At 49.7% G+C, this 21,120-nt stretch carries 4 protein-coding genes; all 4 read left to right on the top strand.

Going from position 1 to position 21,120, the window contains the following annotated elements; translation table 11 throughout:
• The first annotated feature begins 45 nt into the window (after positions 1 to 45).
• Positions 46 to 8,715, top strand: coding sequence for an Ig-like domain-containing protein (locus AC3ISQ_RS15625; RefSeq protein ID WP_489347953.1), 8,670 nt, complete (start codon positions 46 to 48; stop codon positions 8,713 to 8,715).
• Between the two features lie 204 nt (positions 8,716 to 8,919).
• Positions 8,920 to 12,558 (top strand): Ig-like domain-containing protein, encoded by a 3,639-nt coding sequence (locus AC3ISQ_RS15620; protein ID WP_489347951.1) that lies wholly within the window; start codon positions 8,920 to 8,922, stop codon positions 12,556 to 12,558.
• Between the two features lie 291 nt (positions 12,559 to 12,849).
• Positions 12,850 to 16,572 (top strand): Ig-like domain-containing protein, encoded by a 3,723-nt coding sequence (locus tag AC3ISQ_RS15615; protein ID WP_489347950.1) that lies wholly within the window; start codon positions 12,850 to 12,852, stop codon positions 16,570 to 16,572.
• Between the two features lie 299 nt (positions 16,573 to 16,871).
• A complete protein-coding gene (locus tag AC3ISQ_RS15610) occupies positions 16,872 to 20,870 on the top strand; it encodes an Ig-like domain-containing protein (protein WP_489347948.1) in 3,999 nt (1,332 codons plus the stop codon).
• The last annotated feature ends 250 nt before the right edge of the window (positions 20,871 to 21,120 follow it).

The raw sequence follows: 21,120 nt of genomic DNA, 5'->3' as shown, positions 1-21,120 counted from the left end.
AACATGATTATTGATACTCACTAATAAGGAATTTAGGTATTCATTATGAATAAATCTATCGTTAAATTAATTCAGGTGGTCAATGGGAAGATTATTTCTTCCCACGATCTCGGCGGTAGCAAGGTCAACATTAAAGCGGTTAAAAATGCGCAGTTCATTTTTGTTGATCCCAACACCAACGCGGCGCCAGAAAATATCAGTGTTAAACGTGTCGGTAAATCGTTGCAGGTTAAGCTGAACGGTGCTGATGCTAAAAGTACTGAGGTTGAAATTCAGGATTTCTATGCTTTTGAAGGTGCCGAACGTTGCAAATTGGTAGGTATGGCGGAAAACGGCCAGTACTACGAGTTTATTTCTGCCGATCCGAGTGTTGGCGCAAATACAGAATTTATGCAGACGGGTGAAGTTAGCAAACTCGTTCTGGGTGGCGATGCCATAGGGAACTTGGGGGCTGTTGTTGCCGATGATGATGACAACAACAATGCGATTGCCTGGATGGGACTGGCTGCTGTATTTGGTACGCTGGGTATCGCGGCATTGGCTTCCGGTCACCATGGCGGGAACGATAACGAGAATTCGAACAGCGGTAGCGGTACTGGCGGTGACGGTGGTGGTACAGGTGGCGACGGTGGTGGTGACGGTACGGGTAAACCAGCCAAACCTAACCCTCCGACGGTGCTTGATGATAGCGGTAAGCCAATCAATGACGGTGTGCCGACTAACGACAATACGCCAACCTTCGGTGGCGATGGCCTGACGCCAGGCGATACCGTGATCATCAAAGATGGCGACAAGATTATTGCTGAAGTTCCTGTCAGTGATGACGGTTCTTGGAGCTGGACACCTGAAACCCCGATTACTGAAGGTGATCACGACATTACCATCATTGAGGTCGATAAAGATGGTAACGAGAGTGATCCGTCTGATCCTATCAATGTCATCGTTGATACCGTATCACCGGCAAAACCTAATGCAGGTGATGTTGTCCTGACTGACGACGACGGCCAAGTTATTTTGCCTGGTTCGGACACGGTTGATACCACACCAACTTTTACCGGTGATAATGCAGAACCTGGTAGCAAAGCGATCATCAAAGACGGCGATAAAATTATCGGCGAAGTAGATGTTGATGGTAATGGTCACTGGACATTCACACCAGATGGTGAACACGCGATAGATCTCGGCGATCATGATTTTACTGTGATCATTGAAGATAAAGCCGGCAATCAAAGTGAACCGTCTGATCCTATCCACGTCATTATTGTCGCGGACCATATCCCGGCTAATGATCTGCATGCCGAAATCACCAGCGTTGTGGATGACGTTGGTAAGTTTACGGGTGAATTACGTAGTGGCGATCTTACTGACGACAACAAACCAACTCTGAATGGTACTGCAACACCTGGCAGCACAGTCCACATCTTCATTGATGACATGGATCTGGCCTCTGTTGGGGTTAACAGCAGTGGTGTATGGAGTTATACCCCGCCTGAAGGGCTTGCTGACGGCTCACATACATTTAGCGTTAAGGCTAGCAACGGCACTGATTACAGTGCTATGTCTGACGTCTTTTCACTGACCATCGATACTGTTGCCCCAATAGTAACGATTGATGGTTCATCACACACCGATGAATTCGAATACCCGGTCAACCTGGTAAGCGGAGACGTCACAAACGACGCTACCCCAAACTTGCATGGCACAACAGAGCCAGACAGTGAGGTGGTGGTTTATTACAACAACGGCGATGTACAAGTTGAACTTGGCAGGACTGTTGCGAACGGACAGGGTCTATGGAATTTGGAGCCTGTAACGGAACTGCTAGACGGTGTTTACTCATTCTATGCAGTAGCAACAGATGTTGCTGGTAATACAGGTACTCGTACTGAGTTGTTTACATTGGAGGTAGACACAGTGGCACCAGATATTCCTGATTTTGATATCGAATCAACGGAGCAGTTATTGAGAAGTACCGGCGTTTATGCTGAAACTAACCTGCTGAAGTCTGGCGGTTTAAAAGCTGATCCGGTAGTTAAAACCATTGCTAGCAATACTCCAACTATCAGTAACAAGAATGGTCCAATCGCGGAACCTAACACTAAAGTTATTATTTACGATAACGGGGTAGAAATTGGCCGCGTTAACGTTGATGCGACTGGTCATTGGTCATATAAACCAGTTAACCCGTATGCAGACACATTGCATAGCCTGACTACGCAAGGTATTGACCGTGCGGGTAACAAGAGTGCTATTTCTCCACCAACCACGTTTATTGTAGATACGACTCCGCCAGATCGTCCAACCATCGATAGCGTAACCGATGGCGACGTGGTGATCGTTGACCATGCAGCCACTAACCATACGAAACCTACCATTTCTGGTACGGCTGAGTTGAACTCAACAGTCACTATTTATGACAATGGTGTGGCGATTGGTACAGCTGTTGCTGATCAGCCTATTGGTGATGGTAAGAATGGCACTTGGACTTTCACCCCAACTGACGCATTGAGTGAAAACGTTGAGCACCACTTCACTGTTGATGCTAAAGACAGCGTGAACAACACCAGTTCAAAATCTACTGAATTTGTTGTAGTGATCGATATCACTCCTCCAGCTCAGCCGGTGCTGGACAGCGTTGTTGATATGACTGGTAAGAAAATTGGTTACGTTACCGATGGTATGGTGACAGACGCCAGCAAACCGATCATGTCTGGTACTGCAGAGCCAGGTAGCAAGGTCGTTATCTTGATCGACGGTGTTGAGACATACACTACCAACGCCGACGCTAATGGTGACTGGAACTACATTCCTAAAACTGGCATGACCGATGGCGCTCATGTTATCACCGTTGTGGCTATTGATGGTGCAGGTAACCGCAGTGAACCAAGCACTGGTTTCCACATCGTGATCGATACTACCGCACCTAATGCGCCAGTCTTTGAACTGACCAACCAAGCTGGTGAAGTGGTAACGGGTGATCACCCAACCAACGACGGTAAGCTGACCTTTACAGGTGCAGGCGAAGAAGTTGGCGCGGTTGTGACCATTAAAGATGGCTCAACTGTACTTGGAACGACCACTGTAGGTGCAGATGGCACGTGGAGCTTTACTCTGCCAACTGCACTGGCCGATGGCCAGCATAACTTCAACGTAACAGCAGAAGACATTGCGGGTAACACCAGTGCGCCAGCTACACAGTCTGTCGCTATTGACTCGACACCTCCGTCCAAACCGGTCGATGTGGTAGTCACCGATGGCGAAGGAAATGAAGTGCCTCCGGGTGGGTCTACCAGCGATCCTACACCAATCATCAGTGGTGATGGTCAGGAACCTGGCGATAAAGTGATCATCAAAGATGGTGACGAAGTTATTGCTGAAATACCTGTCAATGAAGACGGTAGCTGGAGCTGGACACCGACCGAAGACCTGCCAGAAGGTGAGCACGACTTTACCGTTATTGTTGAAGATGAAGCGGGCAACCAGAGCGAGCCTTCTGATCCTATCAACGTGATTGTTGACACCATTGCGCCAGACCAACTGAACGTGGACGATGTCAAAATCACCGATGATGCGGGTAACGTTATTACCGATCAAACGGGTGACTCAACGCCAACCTTCAGCGGCGAAGGCCAAGACGCTGGCGACAAAGTGATCATCAAAGACGGTGGCGAAGTTATCGGCGAAGTGGTGGTGGGTGAAGACGGTACTTGGACCTTTACACCGGAAACTGAGCTGACAGATGGTAATCACGAATTCACCTTCGTAGTGGAAGATCCTGCTGGCAACGTTAGCCCAGAGTCTGCCCCACGTACTGTTGAAGTCGATACTAGCGTACCGGCAGTCATCAACATTGATAATGTTCTGATCACCGACGATGCTGGCAACGTGATCATTGATGCTACCAATGACTCAACGCCAACCTTCAGTGGCGAAGGCCAAGACGTTGGCAACAAAGTGATCATCCGTGACGGCGAAACTGTCATTGGTGAAGCGGTTGCAGGTACTGACGGTTCTTGGACCTTCACACCAGAAACTGCGTTGGTAGACGGTGAGCACAGCTTCACATTTGAAGCAGAAAACACTGCGGGTAATAGCAGTGGTCCTTCTGATCCACGTGTGATTGATATTGATACCGTAATACCGGCTGCTCTGGATGTCGGTGATGTTACCGTGACTGACGATGCAGGTAATGTGATTACCGATCTGACCAATGACACTGCTCCAACCTTCAGCGGCGAAGGCCAAGAAGCTGGCGATAAAGTGGTCATCAAAGACGGTGGCGAAGTTATCGGCGAAGTGGTGGTGGGTGAAGACGGTACTTGGACCTTCACGCCGGACACTGCACTGGCAGATGGCAATCACGACTTTACCTTCGTGGTGGAAGATCCTGCTGGCAACGTCAGCCCAGAATCTGCTCCTATCGCGTTTGAAATTGACAGTATTCCTCCGGCCAAAATCGACGCTGGTAGCGTTGTGATCACCGATGATGCTGGCAATGTGATCGCTGACATCACCAACGACACCACTCCAACCTTCACTGGCGAAGGCCAGGCAGCGGGCGACACTGTGATCATCAAAGATGGCGGCAACGTTATCGGTGAAGCGGTTGTTGGTGAAGACGGCTCTTGGACCTTCACGCCAGACACTGCACTGGCCGACGGTAATCACGATTTTACTTTCGAAGAACGCGATCCTGCGGGCAACATTAGCGAACCTTCTGATGCACGCGTTATTGATATTGATACCGTGGTACCAGCTCCTCTGGACGTGACTGATGTCACAGTGACTGACGATGCAGGTAATGTGATTACCGATCTGACTGATGACACAACGCCAACCTTCAGCGGCGGAGGCCAAGAAGCTGGCGATAAAGTGATCATCAAAGACGGTGGCGAAGTTATCGGCGAAGTCGTGGTAGGTGAAGACGGTACTTGGACCTTCACACCAGAAGAAGCACTGGCAGACGGTAATCACGACTTTACCTTCGTGGTGGAAGATCCTGCTGGTAACGTCAGCCCAGAATCTGATCCAATCGGCTTCGACATTGATAGTACTCCTCCGGCTAAGATCGACGCTGATAGTGTTGTGATCACCGATGATGCTGGCAATGTGATTACTGATATCACCAACGACACCACCCCAACCTTCACTGGCGAAGGCCTGGAAGCGGGCGACACTGTGACTATCAAAGATGGCGGCAACGTTATCGGTGAAGTGGTTGCCGGTGCAGATGGTTCTTGGACCTTCACACCAGACACTGCGCTGGAAGAAGGTAATCACGAGTTTACTTTCGAAGCACGCGATCCTGCGGGCAACGTTAGCGAACCTTCTGATGTCCGTGTTATCGATATCGATACCAGCGTACCACCAGCTATCAACATTAATGATGTTCTGATCACTGACGATGCTGGCAACGTGATCATTGATGCTACTAATGACTCAACGCCAACCTTCAGTGGCGAAGGTCAAGACGCGGGTAATAAAGTGATCATCCGTGACGGCGAAGCCATCATTGGTGAAGTGACTGTTGGTGGCGACGGCTCTTGGACCTTCACACCAGAAACTGCGCTGGCAGACGGTGATCACAGCTTTACATTTGAAGCAGAAAACATTGCTGGTAATACCAGTGGTCCTTCTGATCCACGTGTGATTGATATTGACACCGTAATACCGGCTGCTCTGGATGTCGGTGATGTTACCGTAACTGACGATGCAGGTAATGTAATTACTGATCTGACCAATGACACAACGCCAACCTTCAGCGGCGAAGGCCAAGAAGCTGGCGATAAAGTGGTCATTAAAGACGGTGGCGAAGTTATCGGCGAAGTGGTAGTGGGTGAAGACGGTTCTTGGACCTTTACACCAGAAGAAGCACTGACAGACGGCAATCATGACTTTACCTTCGTGGTTGAAGATCCTGCTGGCAACGTCAGCCCAGAATCTGCTCCTATCGCGTTCGAAATTGACAGCACTGCACCAGCTAAGATCGACGCCAACAGCGTTGTGATTACCGATGATGCTGGCAATGTGATCGCTGACATCACCAACGACACCACCCCAACCTTCACTGGCGAAGGCCAGGCGGCGGGCGACACTGTGATCATCAAAGATGGCGGCAACGTTATCGGTGAAGTGGTCGTGGGTGAAGACGGTTCTTGGATCTTCACACCGGACACAGCGCTGGCAGACGGTAACCATGAGTTTACTTTCGAAGAACGTGATCCAGCGGGCAACGTCAGCGAACCTTCAGATGCACGTGTGGTTGAGATAGATACCGTAGTTCCTGTGAAGCCAGATATGGCGGACATCGTAATCACTGATGATGCGGGCAATGTGATCACCGATCTGACCAATGACTCTACCCCAACCTTCAGTGGTGAAGGGCAGCAGCCTGGTGAGAAAGTGATCATCCGTGACGGCGAAACCATTATTGGTGAAGCAGTTGCAGGAGACGATGGTAGCTGGACTGTCACACCAACAACTCCACTGACAGATGGTGAGCATGCGTTTACCGCAGAAGTGGAAGACAGGGCTGGCAATACCAGTGGCCGTTCTGATCCAGTGACTATCGCGATCGACACCATTGCTCCGGCTAAACCGACTCCATTGGTCATTGAAGACTCTGAAGGGCAGGTTATTGCAGGTGGTAGCAGCGTTAACGAACCAACACCGACCTTTAGTGGTGAAGGCGCTGAAACTGGCGGCAAAGTCATCATTAAAGATGGCGACACCGTGCTTGCCGTGGTTGATGTGGTTAATCCAGATGGCTCATGGAGCTACACGCCAACGACACCAATCGCTGATGGCGATCACAACTTCACCGTGGAAGTTCAGGACCCAGCGGGCAACATTAGTGAGCCTTCTGATCCAGTGCAAATGAACATCGATACCATTGCTCCAAATCCGGTAGATATGTCCGGTACAGATAATGGCGTATTTGATGATGTTCCTCAGCACATCGGTAAGTTGGATAACAACGCGCAAACCAATGATGCGAACCCGGAAATCCGTGGTAATGCTGAAGCGGGCACGACTGTTGTGATTTACGACAATGGTGTTCAAATCGGTACTGCAGAAGTGGGTACTGATGGTAAGTGGAGCTTCACACCAGATGCTGCACTGGCTGATGGTCCGCACACTCTGAGTGCAATCGTGGTGGATGATGCGGGTAACCAAAGCACCAGCGCCAATATTATCTCGATTGTTGTGGATACCATTGCGCCTAACGCACCGGTTATTGAGAGCATCTTCGATGACTTCGGTCCGCAAACAGGCCCAGTACTGTCTGGTGGTTATACTGATGACCGCGCACCAACACTGAGCGGTACCGCGGCACCTGGCACTATCGTTTCTATTTACAATGGTGACCAACTGATCGGTTCAACCACGGTAATCGGTTCGAATGGCCGTTGGAGCTTCACACCATCTAGCGATCTGGACTACAGCAGCTACAGCTTCACAGCAAAAGCGGGAGATGTGGCAGGTAACACCAGTCAACCGTCTAATGCTTATTCATTGGTGATCACCGATGGTTCAGCACAACCGGTAACGGCAGTCATTACCGAAGTTTACGACCATGTTGAAGGCATTGTAGGCCCAATCACTAATGGTGGCGTGACTAACGATCCTCGTCCAACATTGAGTGGTACCACCACTCAACCTGGTGGTCAGGTCAAGATCTATGTTGATGACATCCTAGTGAAAACCGTGGTTGCTGATGCACAAGGAAACTGGACGTTCACTCTGGAATCTGCACTGAGCGAACAGCAACACACGCTGAATGTTAAAGGTGTGGATCTGGTGGGTAATGTTGGCATCATGTCTGGTGATTTCTCCATGTTGGTTGATACAACTCCACCAGCACCGGGCTCTATCGATATGATCTACAAAGATAACGTCCCAGAAGGTGAGTTGATCATTGAACTGGCAAAAGGTGATGCAACCAACGATACAACGCCGACCCTGACAGGCCGTGCTGAAATCGGTTGTACCGTGCAGATCTACAACGGTCAGACACTGCTGGACACTGTAGTAGTCGATGGTACTGGTCATTGGAGCTACACGCCATCGGCCGAACTGGCGGAAGGTTTCTACCAGTTTAACATCACTGTAGTGGATGCTGCGGGTAACGCTAGTGCGCATTCTGACAACTATCCGTTGGAAATCGATACTACACCTCCAGGCGTGCCAGATTTTGAACTGGATGATGACGACATGGTTCAAAGCACCTTCATGCTGAAGTCTGTCGTTGGTGTAGAAGCTGATGTGGCGGCTGATGATTCAGTAGTGAACCACGAGCTGACTGCAGAAGATGTGGCTAACTTGTCGAATGAACCAATCGTGGGTACTGAAGGCAAGCTGGATATCGTTTCTCTGGTAGGCCATGACGTGCACCTCGATCTGACAATGTTGGATAACTCAGGGATGGAGTCTGTTGAGAAGTTCGATATTTCTGGTGAAGGTTCTAACCAGTTGACACTGTCTATTAACGACGTGTTGCATCTGGGTGAAACGGATCTGGTGTTGGATAACGGCAAGACCCAGTTGGTCATCGACGGTGACGCTGATGATATCCTGAACGTAGTGGATACTGCTGGTGAATGGAATGAAAGCGGAACCGCACAGGTCAACAACGTGACTTATCACGTTTACGACAATGCTGCGCAGAATGCTTCTTTGCTGGTTGAAGATAAAGTACAGGTTACGTTGATGTAATGCTGTAGGCACCCTGCCATATGGCAGGGTGCCACTTTATTGGTTGGAGTTTGTCAGCAGCTATTTATTCTGGCAAGAACCAAGCCAATAAAGTGGGGTTATTTAAATAAAGTTTAGAAATCTCATTTTATTATAAGAATAAGTATTCATTTTCAGGAAATGAATACTGGAATATGGATATTGAGCAACAAGGATATAAACACCATGGAAAATAGTAACTCAAAAAATAATAACTTCACCGAAGAGACAGAGATTCTCAATACATTGGTGCAATCGACTGCCCCATCAGAGAGTGAAGAAGCAGTATATTTCCCCGCGGCAGCACGTGGCAATGTTACGGCTAGCGAACAACAAGTTGCGCCGAGTGCCGCGGTGATTGAATCATCCGCACCGGTAGCGACGGCAAATAACGCTATCACCGCACCGGTAACGGTACCTGCGACTAATGTGGTGGCCAGTGCCCCACAAAGTCCGGCGCCCTTGCAATCTACAAACCTGCAATCTACTGGCCGCCCACTACTGGGTGATACGCCGCAGTTGCCGATCACTAAAAATGCCCACAAAGGCCTCTCGGGGAACGGTGAAGCCCGCAGCACTATCGAAGTGTATGACAATGGCTTCTTCTTGCTGAAGACCCCCGTTGATGCCAATGGCCGTTGGAGTTTTACCCCCGGTAATGCGTTAGCGGATGGCGAACACAGTTATCAGGTGCGTGCGATTGACCGCGCCGGTAACGTCGGGCAATTCTCTGCGCCTTATCAATTTATTGTCGATACTCAGGCACCGGACCGCCCATTGATTACGCAGTTGGCCGATGGTGACAGTGCACTGAACAACGGTTCCGCCACCCATAACTTACGCCCAACGTTGGGTGGTGATGCAGAAGCGAATAGCACAGTTAAAGTTTATGGTAATGGTGTGTTGTTAGGGTCGACGATTGCCGATTCTTCTGGGCACTGGGTGTTCAGCCCGACCACGAACCTGGCCGAACAATCTTACAACTTTACCGTCACTGCCACTGATCGCGCGGGTTGGGTCAGCCCAGAGTCCAGCCCGGTGAGTTTGCTGCTGGATGCGACCGCACCCGGTAAACCGGCGATCACACAGGTAATAGACGACGAAGTCGGCCACCCGGGGATCATTACCGCGGGCGGCGAAAGTGATGACAATACACCGATATTCAGCGGTACGGCGGAGCCTCGTGCAGTCATCAAACTGTATGATGGCAACGTCTTGATCGGTGAAACCGATGCTGATAGTCGTGGGCGCTGGACCCTTGATGTGGAAGTTCCGTTGGTGAATGGCAACCACAGCATCACGGTCACGGCGACCGATGCGGCAGGGAATACCAGCGTGGCGAGTGATGCCTTTGTCTTTAACGTGGTTCCGGTGATGGGCACCTTGACTATCGATGGCATGAGCAAAGACAGTGGTGTAAATGACCATGACTTTGTGACGGCGGATGGCACTGCGGGGCGCGGTATTTACGGTAGCCTAAGTAATGAACTCCGTGTAGGGCAGAAAGTGCAGGTTTCGCTGGACGGCGGTGCCACTTGGCATGACGCAGTGGCTAACGGCACGTCTTGGGCTTACACCGATACCACGGTGCACAACAGTAACTGGACTATTCAGTCGCGCATTATTGATGGTTTGGGCAACGTCAATTACGCACAGAAAGACGTCACTTTGCTGATGACTGTAAGCGCCCCGGGCATTACCAGTATTCCTGATGCTGTTGGTGGATATACCGAGCAAAAAGCCCTGGATGGCTCTGATGTGACAGTCTCACTGCAAGACACGGGTGCCAAAGCTGGGGATACACTGCGTATTCAATGGGGGAAAGAGACCGTTGATCATGTACTCACACAGGCCGAAATCGACGCACACAGTGCGACGTTCAATATCCCTAGTGAGAATACCGTCCGTCAGGGAAGCAGTTACGATTTCACTGTTACCGCGCAGATTGTGGCACAAGATGGGGTTAACTCTTCGCCATCCAACAGCTACAAAGTCACGGGTAGCGGTGTATTGATGATTGGTAACGAATCGTTCGATAGTTACACTGGTGGTGGCTTTGTCAGTGATAGCGCACACTTCACTATGACTACCTCCGGGAGCTACGTGGGACTGCTGCCAGCGGGTAAAACTGGACCACAAGATAGTGACGGTCAATACGTTTACATTGGTGATGGTTCAGGAGCGATGAATAACGCATCAATCACGCTGAACTTTGATAAACCGGTCAAATCGATTTCCTACCTCTTGTGGGGGCTGGAGAATAACAGTGGTAACGGTTCTTGGTTGGAGGTTTATGACACCAACGGAAGACAAATTTATAACCCATTGATTAAATACTCTGATGCAGGGATGGCTGTAACAAGCTATTCCGATCTCTGGGCAGGACAGGTCAACTACACGGCACCCGCCGGGGTCATTATCGGCAAGGTGAAGATTTATTGTGATAAGAATGGGGTAGTGGTTGATAATTTCTCCGTGACTTATTTGGAGAATGTGCTTGATCCGCAAGATGCTGTTTCCCATCATCAACCGCAGATCACCGATATCCCGGATGCGACCGGGGGGTACAACACCGAGAAAGCGGCAGACGGTTCGGACATGACGGTATCACTGCAAAACACAGGTGCCAAGGCAGGGGATACACTGCATATCGTTTGGGGGCACACTACTTATGATCAAGTGTTGACGCAGGCGGATATCACTGCCGGTAGCTTGACCATAAATGTGCCATCACAGCAGACGCAGGTGCAGGGTGGCATTAACGACTTTACGGTTACCGCGCAGATTATCGGTCAAAATGGCGAGATCGGGGCAGTATCATCAGGGTTTGCAGTAGTGGGTGCCGGGGCTGTGATAGATCAAGTGCAGGCATTTAATACCAGTGCCTTCAGTAGTGGTGCAACCATGAACGGTTACGTCAGTGAAAGCGGCGGCTTTACGGTAACAGGCAGTAATGTTACAAAAAGAGCTGACAATTCTGTTTGGTCACTTGCTATATCTGGCTCCATGTGGATTGCTGGATGGAGTACAGCGACTATCGCATTTGATGATGGGCGTAGCAATGTCAAGCTGTCGTTAACTGGGATTGAGCCGGGTAGTAACTATGCTGTTATCAGAGTGTACGATGTACATGGTGTTTTGTTAAAAACAGAAAACGTGAGGAACCCGAGCGACACTAAGACTGCACAAATCTTCGATTACACCGCAGAGGGAGAGTTGATTGGTAAGGTAGAGGTTCAAGGAGATGATTGGGGGACACATATACTGGAAGTGGAAAGCAGTAAGTGGGCGCATGGCACAGATGTTGCCGGCATTAACCTTATCGACCACAACTGGGAAACCTTCTACGGTACAGCGGGTGACGACGTGGTCAGCATGTCAGTTGATCCGTTGGCCTATTTCGCTCAGGAAGGCACAGAGATCCACGGTGGTACTGGGGTCGATACCTTGAAGCTGACCGGTGCGGGTCAGGTGCTGGATTTGAGCGGCTTAACTGGTTTTAACGACGCCGGTAAGATCAGCGGGATCGAGAAATTTGACATCACCGGTACTGGCGACAACACGTTGAAGATTTCCCTCAACGACGTGCTGAACTTGGGGCAAACCGATCTGTTCCTGAATGACGGCAACGTGCAAGTGATGGTTAACGGTGACAGCGGTGACCGCGTCGAGCTCTCAGGCCTGCATGACACCGGTGTGGCATCGGGTCAATGGGTTGCGGGTAATGCGGTATCGATTGACGGGACGCAATATCAGGTCTATCAAAATAGCGCGATGCATGCCGAACTGTTGGTGCAAAATAACGTCACCATCGAACTGATGTAATGTGATTAAATAAAGTATAAGTATTGATGAAATAATCACACCACCTGAGAGTTATCTCGGGTGGTGTTGATTAAGTTATCTAAATTTTATTGAACTATGACGAGCTAAGTTTATTTGTGGGGGCTTAAATTAATTTAACTGGTCAAGTGTAATAGGTTATTTTTTCTTGACGATAATCATTCATCAAAATGATTAGTTTGACATGTTGTTATAGGCGTTTAACCAAGCCCTGTACTTATTAATACCATAAGAATAAGTACGTTATCATCTAGTAATAAGGATATTTTTATCATGAGTAACTCGAACATGAAATCTCTCACGGAAAGAGCAGATCCTCTTGATCTATTACTGTCGCCAATGACAACCAGGGAAAACGAAGAGGCCGTGTATTTCCCGACGGCAACAGGCAGCAATACTGCTGTTAGCGAAGAGATGGTACAAAACACCGCAGTGACCGAATCATCCGCTTCGGTAGCGACGGCAAATAACGCTATCACCGCACCGATAACGGCACCTGTGACTAATGTGGTGGCCAGTGCCCCACAAAGCCAATCTACAAGCCTGCAATCTACCGGCCGCCCACTACTGGGTGATGCACCGCAGTTGCCGATCACCAAAAATGCCCACAAAGGCCTCTCGGGGAACGGTGAAGCCCGCAGCACTATCGAAGTGTATGACAATGGATTTTTCTTGCTGAGAACCCCCGTTGATGCCAATGGCCGTTGGAGTTTTACCCCCGGTAATGCGTTGGCGGATGGTGAGCACAGTTATCAGGTACGAGCGATTGACCGCGCCGGTAACGTCGGGCAATTCTCTGCACCTTATCAATTTATTGTCGATACTCAGGCACCGGACCGCCCATTGATCACCCAGTTGGCCGATGGTGACAGTGCACTGAATAACGGCTCCGCCACGAGTAATCTGCGCCCAGTGTTGAGTGGCGATGCGGAAGCGAATAGCACAGTTAAAGTTTATGGTAATGGGGTGTTGTTAGGGTCGACGATTGCGGATGCTGCTGGGCACTGGGTGTTCAGCCCGACCACGAATCTGGCCGAGCAATCTTATAACTTTACCGTAACGGCCACCGATCGCGCGGGTTGGGTCAGCTCGGAGTCCAGCCCGGTGAGTTTACTGCTGGATGCGACTGCACCTGGCAAACCAGCGATCACACAGGTGATGGATGACGAAGCAGGCCACACGGGGATCATTACTGCAGGCAGCGAAAGTGATGACAATACGCCGATATTCAGCGGTACGGCGGAACCCCGTGCAGCCATCAAACTGTATGATGGCAGCACCTTGATCGGTGAAACCGATGCTGACAGCCGCGGGCGCTGGACCCTTGATGTGGAAGTTCCGTTGGCGAATGGCAACCACAGCATTACGGTCACGGCGACCGATGCGGCAGGAAATACCAGCGTGGCGAGTGACGCCTTTGTCTTTAGCGTGGTTCCGGTGATGGGTACCTTGACTATCGATGGCATGAGCAAAGACAGCGGCATCAACGATCATGACTTTGTGACGGCGGACGGTACTGCTGGGCGCGGTATTTACGGTAGCCTGAGTAATGAACTCCGTGTAGGGCAGAAAGTGCAGGTTTCTCTGGACGGCGGTGCCACTTGGCATGACGCGGTGGCCAACGGCACGTCTTGGGCTTACACCGATACCTCGGCGCACAACAGTAACTGGACTATTCAGTCGCGCATTATTGATGGTTTGGGTAATGCCAATTACGCACAGAAAGACGTCACTTTGCTGATGACTGTAGGTGCACCGGGTATTACCAGTATTCCTGATGCAGTTGGCGGATATACCGAGCAAAAAGCCCTGGATGGCTCTGATGTGACGGTATCACTGCAAGACACGGGCGCCAAAGTAGGAGATACGCTGCATATCGTTTGGGGACACACCACTTATGATCAAGTGCTGACGCAGGCGGATATCACGGCGGGTCAACTGACTGTGCATGTCCCTGTTCAGCAGACTACGGCTCAAGATACCCAGAGTACTTTCGCGGTCACTGCGCAAATCATTGGTAGTGAAGGGACTATTGGTACGCCAAGTGCGGACTTTATCATCAATGCCCGTACATTCAGCGTATTGAGTGATGATTTGCAGATGACCCCGGCGTATAACACTTATTTCGGTAATGACATTATTATTACCAGTAATTCTTTGTTAACTCATGATGGAGCGTCCAGTAGTGCCCAACCTGGTTTGAAGATTGGTAATCCAAGTGATAGCTATTTTAACCTGACATTTGTTAAACCTGTCGCGCAGTTCGAACTGGATATTACCGGGTTGCAGAACGATGCGGGTGGTTCTCGAGTAGTGATTTACGATGTCAACGGTAATATTCTGTTTGACCAGAAAGTGCTGCAAGATGGCACGGGTGGGGTGCCAGATAACAGTAAACACTTCAGCTATAGCGCGCCAGAAGGCAGTGAAATCGGCTTGGCAGTAATTTATGCTGATGGGGCTAATGGTGGGCTGGTGATTGATAATGTGACCTTCCAACAAATCAACCATGTGGGTCAAACATTCGATAACTTCGAAAATGCAGTGATGGGCGCGGGTAATATTTATACGGGTGAAGGCTTTACCGCCAGCGGTTCTATTTCACTATATTCTGTTGCACCCAATGTGGTGGGCAGCAAAGCCCTCTCCATCACTGGCACAAGCGGGGTGGATAAGTCAGCCACTTTCGTTCTGGATAACCCGAGCAAGCTGGTTTCCTTCTGGGTCAGCGCCCTGAATGATATGGGCGTGACGGTGAAAGTGTATGACGCCGATAACAACCTACTGATCAATAAGACCATTTACCCGACAACTGCGGGTATAACCCATTACGACGGCATAAACTATCACGGTGAAGTGAGCTTGACGGTACCGGAAGGGCAAGCAATCAGTAAAATCGTGATGAATACCACCGATAACCGGTTGAGTATCGATAACTTCCTGACAGTGCCAGCATTCACAAGTAGTGATTATCACCTCATCGACCACAACTGGGAAACCTTCTACGGTCAGGACGTTGCTGTGGTGGATCAGAAAACCCTCGCCACCGTCAGTGATGGTTTGCAAAAGACACCAGTGGATAATATTTACCAGGGGAGCGGGTTTAGCATTAGCTCGAATACTTCAATGACCTATTATGTAGGTGATGCAGCTTCCTATATTGGTTTGAGAATTGGTAATCCAGGCTCAGATAGTCAACCAGCCAATTACATGCTGATTACCTTAGATAAACCTGCGGCAGAGATCGCATTGCGCATCAGTGGGCTGGAAAACCAGCAGGGTGGCTCACGGGTGGTGATCACCGATACCGAAGGGCGCGTCGTGTTCGATCAGCATGTTCGGTCTGACGGTACCAGTACGGAAAAATTGGGATATTATACTTGGTTTAGCTTTAGTGCCCCGGAAGGGAGCGAAATCGCGAGCTGCCAAATTTATGGTGATGGTGTTAATGGTAATGGTGATTTAGGTGGTGGATTGTCTATCGATCAACTGTCGTTCCAACAAATCACCCATACACAAGTGAGCGTGGGTAATGACGTGGTCAGCATGTCGGTCGATCCATTAGCCTATTTTGCTCAGGAAGGCGCAGAGATCCATGGCGGTAACGGGGTCGATACCCTGAAGCTGACCGGTGCGGGTCAGGTGCTGGATTTGAGCGGCTTAAGCGGCTTTAACGACGCCGGTAAGATCAGCGGGATCGAGAAGTTTGACATCACCGGTACTGGTGACAACACACTGAAGATTTCCCTCAACGACGTGCTGAACTTGGGGCAAACCGATCTGTTCCTGAATGACGGCAACGTGCAAGTGATGGTTAACGGCGACAGCGGTGACCGCGTCGAGCTATCAGGCCTGCATGACTCGGGTGTTGCATCGGGTCAATGGGTGGCAGGTAACACCGTGTCGATCGATGGGACGCAATATCAGGTCTATCAAAACAGCGCGATGCATGCCGAACTGTTGGTGCAAAATAACGTCACCATCGAACTGATGTAATGTGATTAAATAAAGCATAAGTATTGATGAAATAAGTCACACCACCTGAGAGTTATCTTGGGTGGTGTTTGTAAGGTCATCTAAATTTATTGAACTATGACGAGTTAAGTTTATTTATGGTCATTTAAATTAATTTAACTGGCCATGTGTAATAGGTTGTTTTTGTTTTTTTTTGACGCTAATCATTCATCAAAATGATTAGTGCCATATGTATATATTATAGACGTTTAACTAAGCCCTGTACTTATTAATCCATAAGAATAAGTACTTTACTATCTAGTAATTAGGATATTTTTATCATGAGTAACTCGAACATGAAATCTCTCACGGAAAGAGCAGATCTTTTGGATCTATTATTGTCGCCAATGACAACCACGGAAAACGAAGAGGCCGTGTATTTCCCTACGGCAACAGGCAGCAATACTGCTGTTAGCGAAGAGATGGTACAAAACACAGCTGTGGCCGAATCACCTGCTCCGGTAGCGACAGCAAATAACGCTATCACTGTACCGGTAACGGCACCTGCGACTAATGTGGTGGCCAGCGCCCCACAAAGTCCGGCGCCCTTGCAATCTACAGGTCTGCAATCAACCGGCCGCCCACTATTGGGTGACACGCCGCAGTTGCCGATCACCAAAAATGCCCACAAAGGGCTCTCAGGTTCGGGTGAGGTGCGCAGCACTATCGAAGTGTATGACAATGGCTTCTTCTTGCTGAGGACCACCGTTGATGCCAATGGCCGCTGGAGTTTTACCCCCGGTAATGCGTTGGCGGATGGTGAGCACAGCTATCAGATACGTGCGATTGACCGTGCCGGTAACGTGGGGCAATTCTCTGCGCCTTATCAATTTATTGTCGATACTCAGGCACCGGATCGTCCGTTAATCACCCAGTTGGCCGATGGTGACAGTGCACTGAACAACGGTTCCGCCACCCATAACTTACGCCCAACGTTGGGTGGTGATGCAGAAGCGAATAGCACAGTTAAAGTTTATGGTAATGGGGTGTTGTTAGGGTCGACGATTGCCGATGCGTCTGGGCACTGGGTGTTTAGCCCAACCACGAATCTGGCCGAACAATCTTACAACTTTACCGTCACCGCCACCGATCGCGCGGGTTGGGTCAGCCTAGAATCCAGCCCGGTGAATTTGTTGCTGGATGCGACCGCACCTAGCAAACCGGCGATCACACAGGTGATAGACGACGAAGTCGGCCACCCGGGGATCATTACCGCGGGCGGCGAAAGTGATGACAATACACCGATGTTCAGCGGTACGGCGGAGCCTCGTGCAGTCATCAAACTGTATGATGGCAGCACCTTGATCGGTGAAACCGATGCTGACAGCCGCGGGCGCTGGACCATTGATGTGGAAGTTCCGTTGGCGAATGGCAACCACAGCATCACGGTAACGGCGACCGATGCGGCAGGAAATACCAGTGTAGCGAGTGATGCCTTTGTCTTCACCGTGATTCCGGTGATGGGTACCTTGACTATCGATGGCATGAGCAAAGACAGCGGTGTGAACGATCACGACTTTGTGACGGCGGATGGCACTGCGGGGCGTGGTATTTACGGTAGTCTGAGTCATGAACTCCGTGATGGGCAGAAAGTGCAGGTTTCACTGGACGGCGGTGCCACTTGGCATGACGCGGTAGCTAACGGCACGTCCTGGGCTTACACCGATACCACGGCGCACAACAACGACTGGACTATTCAGGCGCGAGTGACTGATGGACAAACGTCTAACACCATACAACAGTCGGTTAGCTTTGTCGGGGGCGTGCCGGCCATTCTAGCCATACCGGATGCGGTAGATGGCTACACCACCGCGAAAGCGGAAGACGGCTCACAACTGACCGTCTCATTGGCAAATACCACGGCCAAAGCCGGTGATACTCTGAATATCCAGTGGGGCGCACAGACCTACGATCAAGTGTTGACTCAAGCCGATATTGATGCGGGCGTATTGACGGTTAACGTCCCGGCCACCGTCACTCAGGCACAAGGTGCAGAGAAGGACTTCTCGGTCAATGTCAAATTGGTGGGCGAAGGGCATCTGGGCGAGTACTCAGCGACCTTCCCAGTCGAGGGCTCAGGAGTTCCACAAACTTGGATGCAAAGTTTTGCCAGCCTGACCAATAACGCTTCCGCCAACAATATGTATTTTGCTGATGGGGGGTTCACCGTTACGGGTACCAAGATAACGCAAACGGGAGGCTCTTTGTATGTTGGTACTGACGTTGATTCAACGGGTGCAACCAATGGCAGTGCGGTGCTGACTTTTGATCACAATGTCAGTTTTGTTCAGTTGAAAGTGACCGCTATTGAAACGAACAGTGGCAACTATGCTAGGGTTATTGTCTATGACACTGCCGGTGCTGTGTTGGAAACTCGGGATATCTATGGTGCAGGCGGTTCGAAAGGTACAGTACTGACTTACAGTTATACGGCAGCAGAGGGGGTCGCTATCGGTCGTATCGAATTCAAGGGGGATACCCATGGTACAATGATCACCGAAGTGACCACCAGTGGCTTGGTTGAGACCAGCGAGCCTTCGCACGTAGATGTCCTCGAAATTATCGATATCCCTGATGCGGCTGGGGGTTACAACACCGAGAAAGCGGCAGACGGTTCGGACATGACGGTTTCACTGCAAGGTAGTGGTGCTAAAGCGGGAGATACACTGCATATCGTTTGGGGGCACACCACTTATGATCACCTGTTGACGCAGGCGGATATCACGGCGGGTCAACTGACGGTGCATGTCCCTGCTCAGCAAACCACGGCTCAAGACACTCAGGGTACTTTTGCGGTTACTGCACAAATCATTAGTAGTGAAGGAAATATTGGTGCGTCAAGTGCGGCCTTTATTATCAATGCCAGCACATTTAGCGCATTGAGTGATGCTCTGCAAAATACGCCATCGAATAATACCTATTATGGTAATGACATTATCATTACCAGTAATGCGTCAATGACTCACGGCTCCAACTCCACTATTTCCCAAGCAGGTTTATCCATTGGTGTTACGGACAGCAACTATTTTAATTTGGCATTCGTCAAACCTGTAGCGCAGTTCGCACTAGATATCACTGGATTGCAGAATGACACCGGTGGTTCACGGGTAGTGATTTATGATACTAAGGGTAACGTCATTTTTGACCAAAAAGTGTTACAGGATGGTTCAGGTGGGGTGTCAGGTAATAGTAAACACTTCAGTTATACCGCGCCAGAAGGAATTGAAATTGACCGGGCAATGATTTATTCCGATGGGATTCAGTCTGGGATTGTGATTGATAATGTGACCTTCCAGCAAATCAATCATGTGGGTCAAACATTCGATAACTTCGAAAGTGCAGTGATGGGCGCGGGTAAGATTTATGCAGGTAAAGGTTTTACCGCCAGCGGTGCTATTTTAATAGATTCTACTGCACCTCATGTGGCGGGCAGAAAAGCCCTTGCTATCAGTGGGGCAGGCGGTGTGGATAAGTCAGCCACTTTTGTCCTGGATAACCCGAGCAAGCTGGTTTCCTTCTGGGTCAGCGCCCTGAATGATATGGGGGTGACGGTGAAAGCGTATGATGCCGATAACAACCTGCTGATCAATAAGACCATTTACCCGACAACTGCGGGCATAACCCATTACGACGGCATAAACTATCACGGTGAAGTGAGTCTGACGGTACCAGAAGGGCAGGCAATCAGTAAAATCGTAATGAATACCACTGATAACTGGTTGAATATCGACAACTTCCTGACTGTGCCGGCATCAGCAAGTGGTGAGTATCACCTTATCGACCACAACTGGGAAACCTACTATGGCACTGCGGGCGACGATGTAGTGAGCATGTCGGTCGATCCATTAGCTTACTTTGCTCAACAGGGCGCAGAGATCCACGGCGGGAACGGAGTCGATACCCTGAAGTTGACCGGTGCAGATCAGGTGCTGGATTTGAGCGTGTTAACTGGCTTTAACGACGCCGGTAAGATCAGCGGGATCGAGAAGTTTGATATCACCGGTACTGGTGACAATACGCTGAAAATCTCCCTCAACGATGTGCTGAACCTGGGGCAAACTGATCTGTTCGTGCAAGACGGCAACGTGCAAGTGATGGTCAACGGCGACAGCGGTGACCGCGTCGAGCTATCAGGCCTGCATGACTCGGGTGTGGCATCGGGTCAATGGGTGGCAGGTAATGCGGTATCGATTGACGGGACGCAGTATCAGGTCTATCAAAATAGTGCGATGCATGCCGAACTGTTGGTGCAAAATAACGTCACCATCGAACTGATGTAATGTGATTAAATAAAGCATAACTATTGATGAAATAATCACACCACCTGAGAGTTATCTTGGGTGGTGTTTTTTAAGCTATCTAAATTTATTGAACTATGACGAGTTAAGTTTATTTATGGTCACTTAAATTAATTTAACTGGTCAGGTGTAATAGGCTGTTTTTGTTTTTTCCCTGACACTAATCATTCATCAAAATGATTAGTGTGACATGTTGATGTTATATGATTTTAACCAAGCCCTGTACTTATCG

It is taken from the genome of Serratia sp. KH_031 (assembly GCF_057839655.1).
This window is presented reverse-complemented; position numbering and strand designations above follow the sequence as displayed.

What these genes read in the sequence shown, in the direction of transcription:
- AC3ISQ_RS15625 (WP_489347953.1), top strand. Translation starts at nt 46, where the DNA reads ATGAATAAATCTATCGTTAAATTAATTCAGGTGGTCAATGGGAAGATT.
- AC3ISQ_RS15620 (WP_489347951.1), top strand. Translation starts at nt 8,920, where the DNA reads ATGGAAAATAGTAACTCAAAAAATAATAACTTCACCGAAGAGACAGAG.
- AC3ISQ_RS15615 (WP_489347950.1), top strand. Translation starts at nt 12,850, where the DNA reads ATGAGTAACTCGAACATGAAATCTCTCACGGAAAGAGCAGATCCTCTT.
- AC3ISQ_RS15610 (WP_489347948.1), top strand. Translation starts at nt 16,872, where the DNA reads ATGAGTAACTCGAACATGAAATCTCTCACGGAAAGAGCAGATCTTTTG.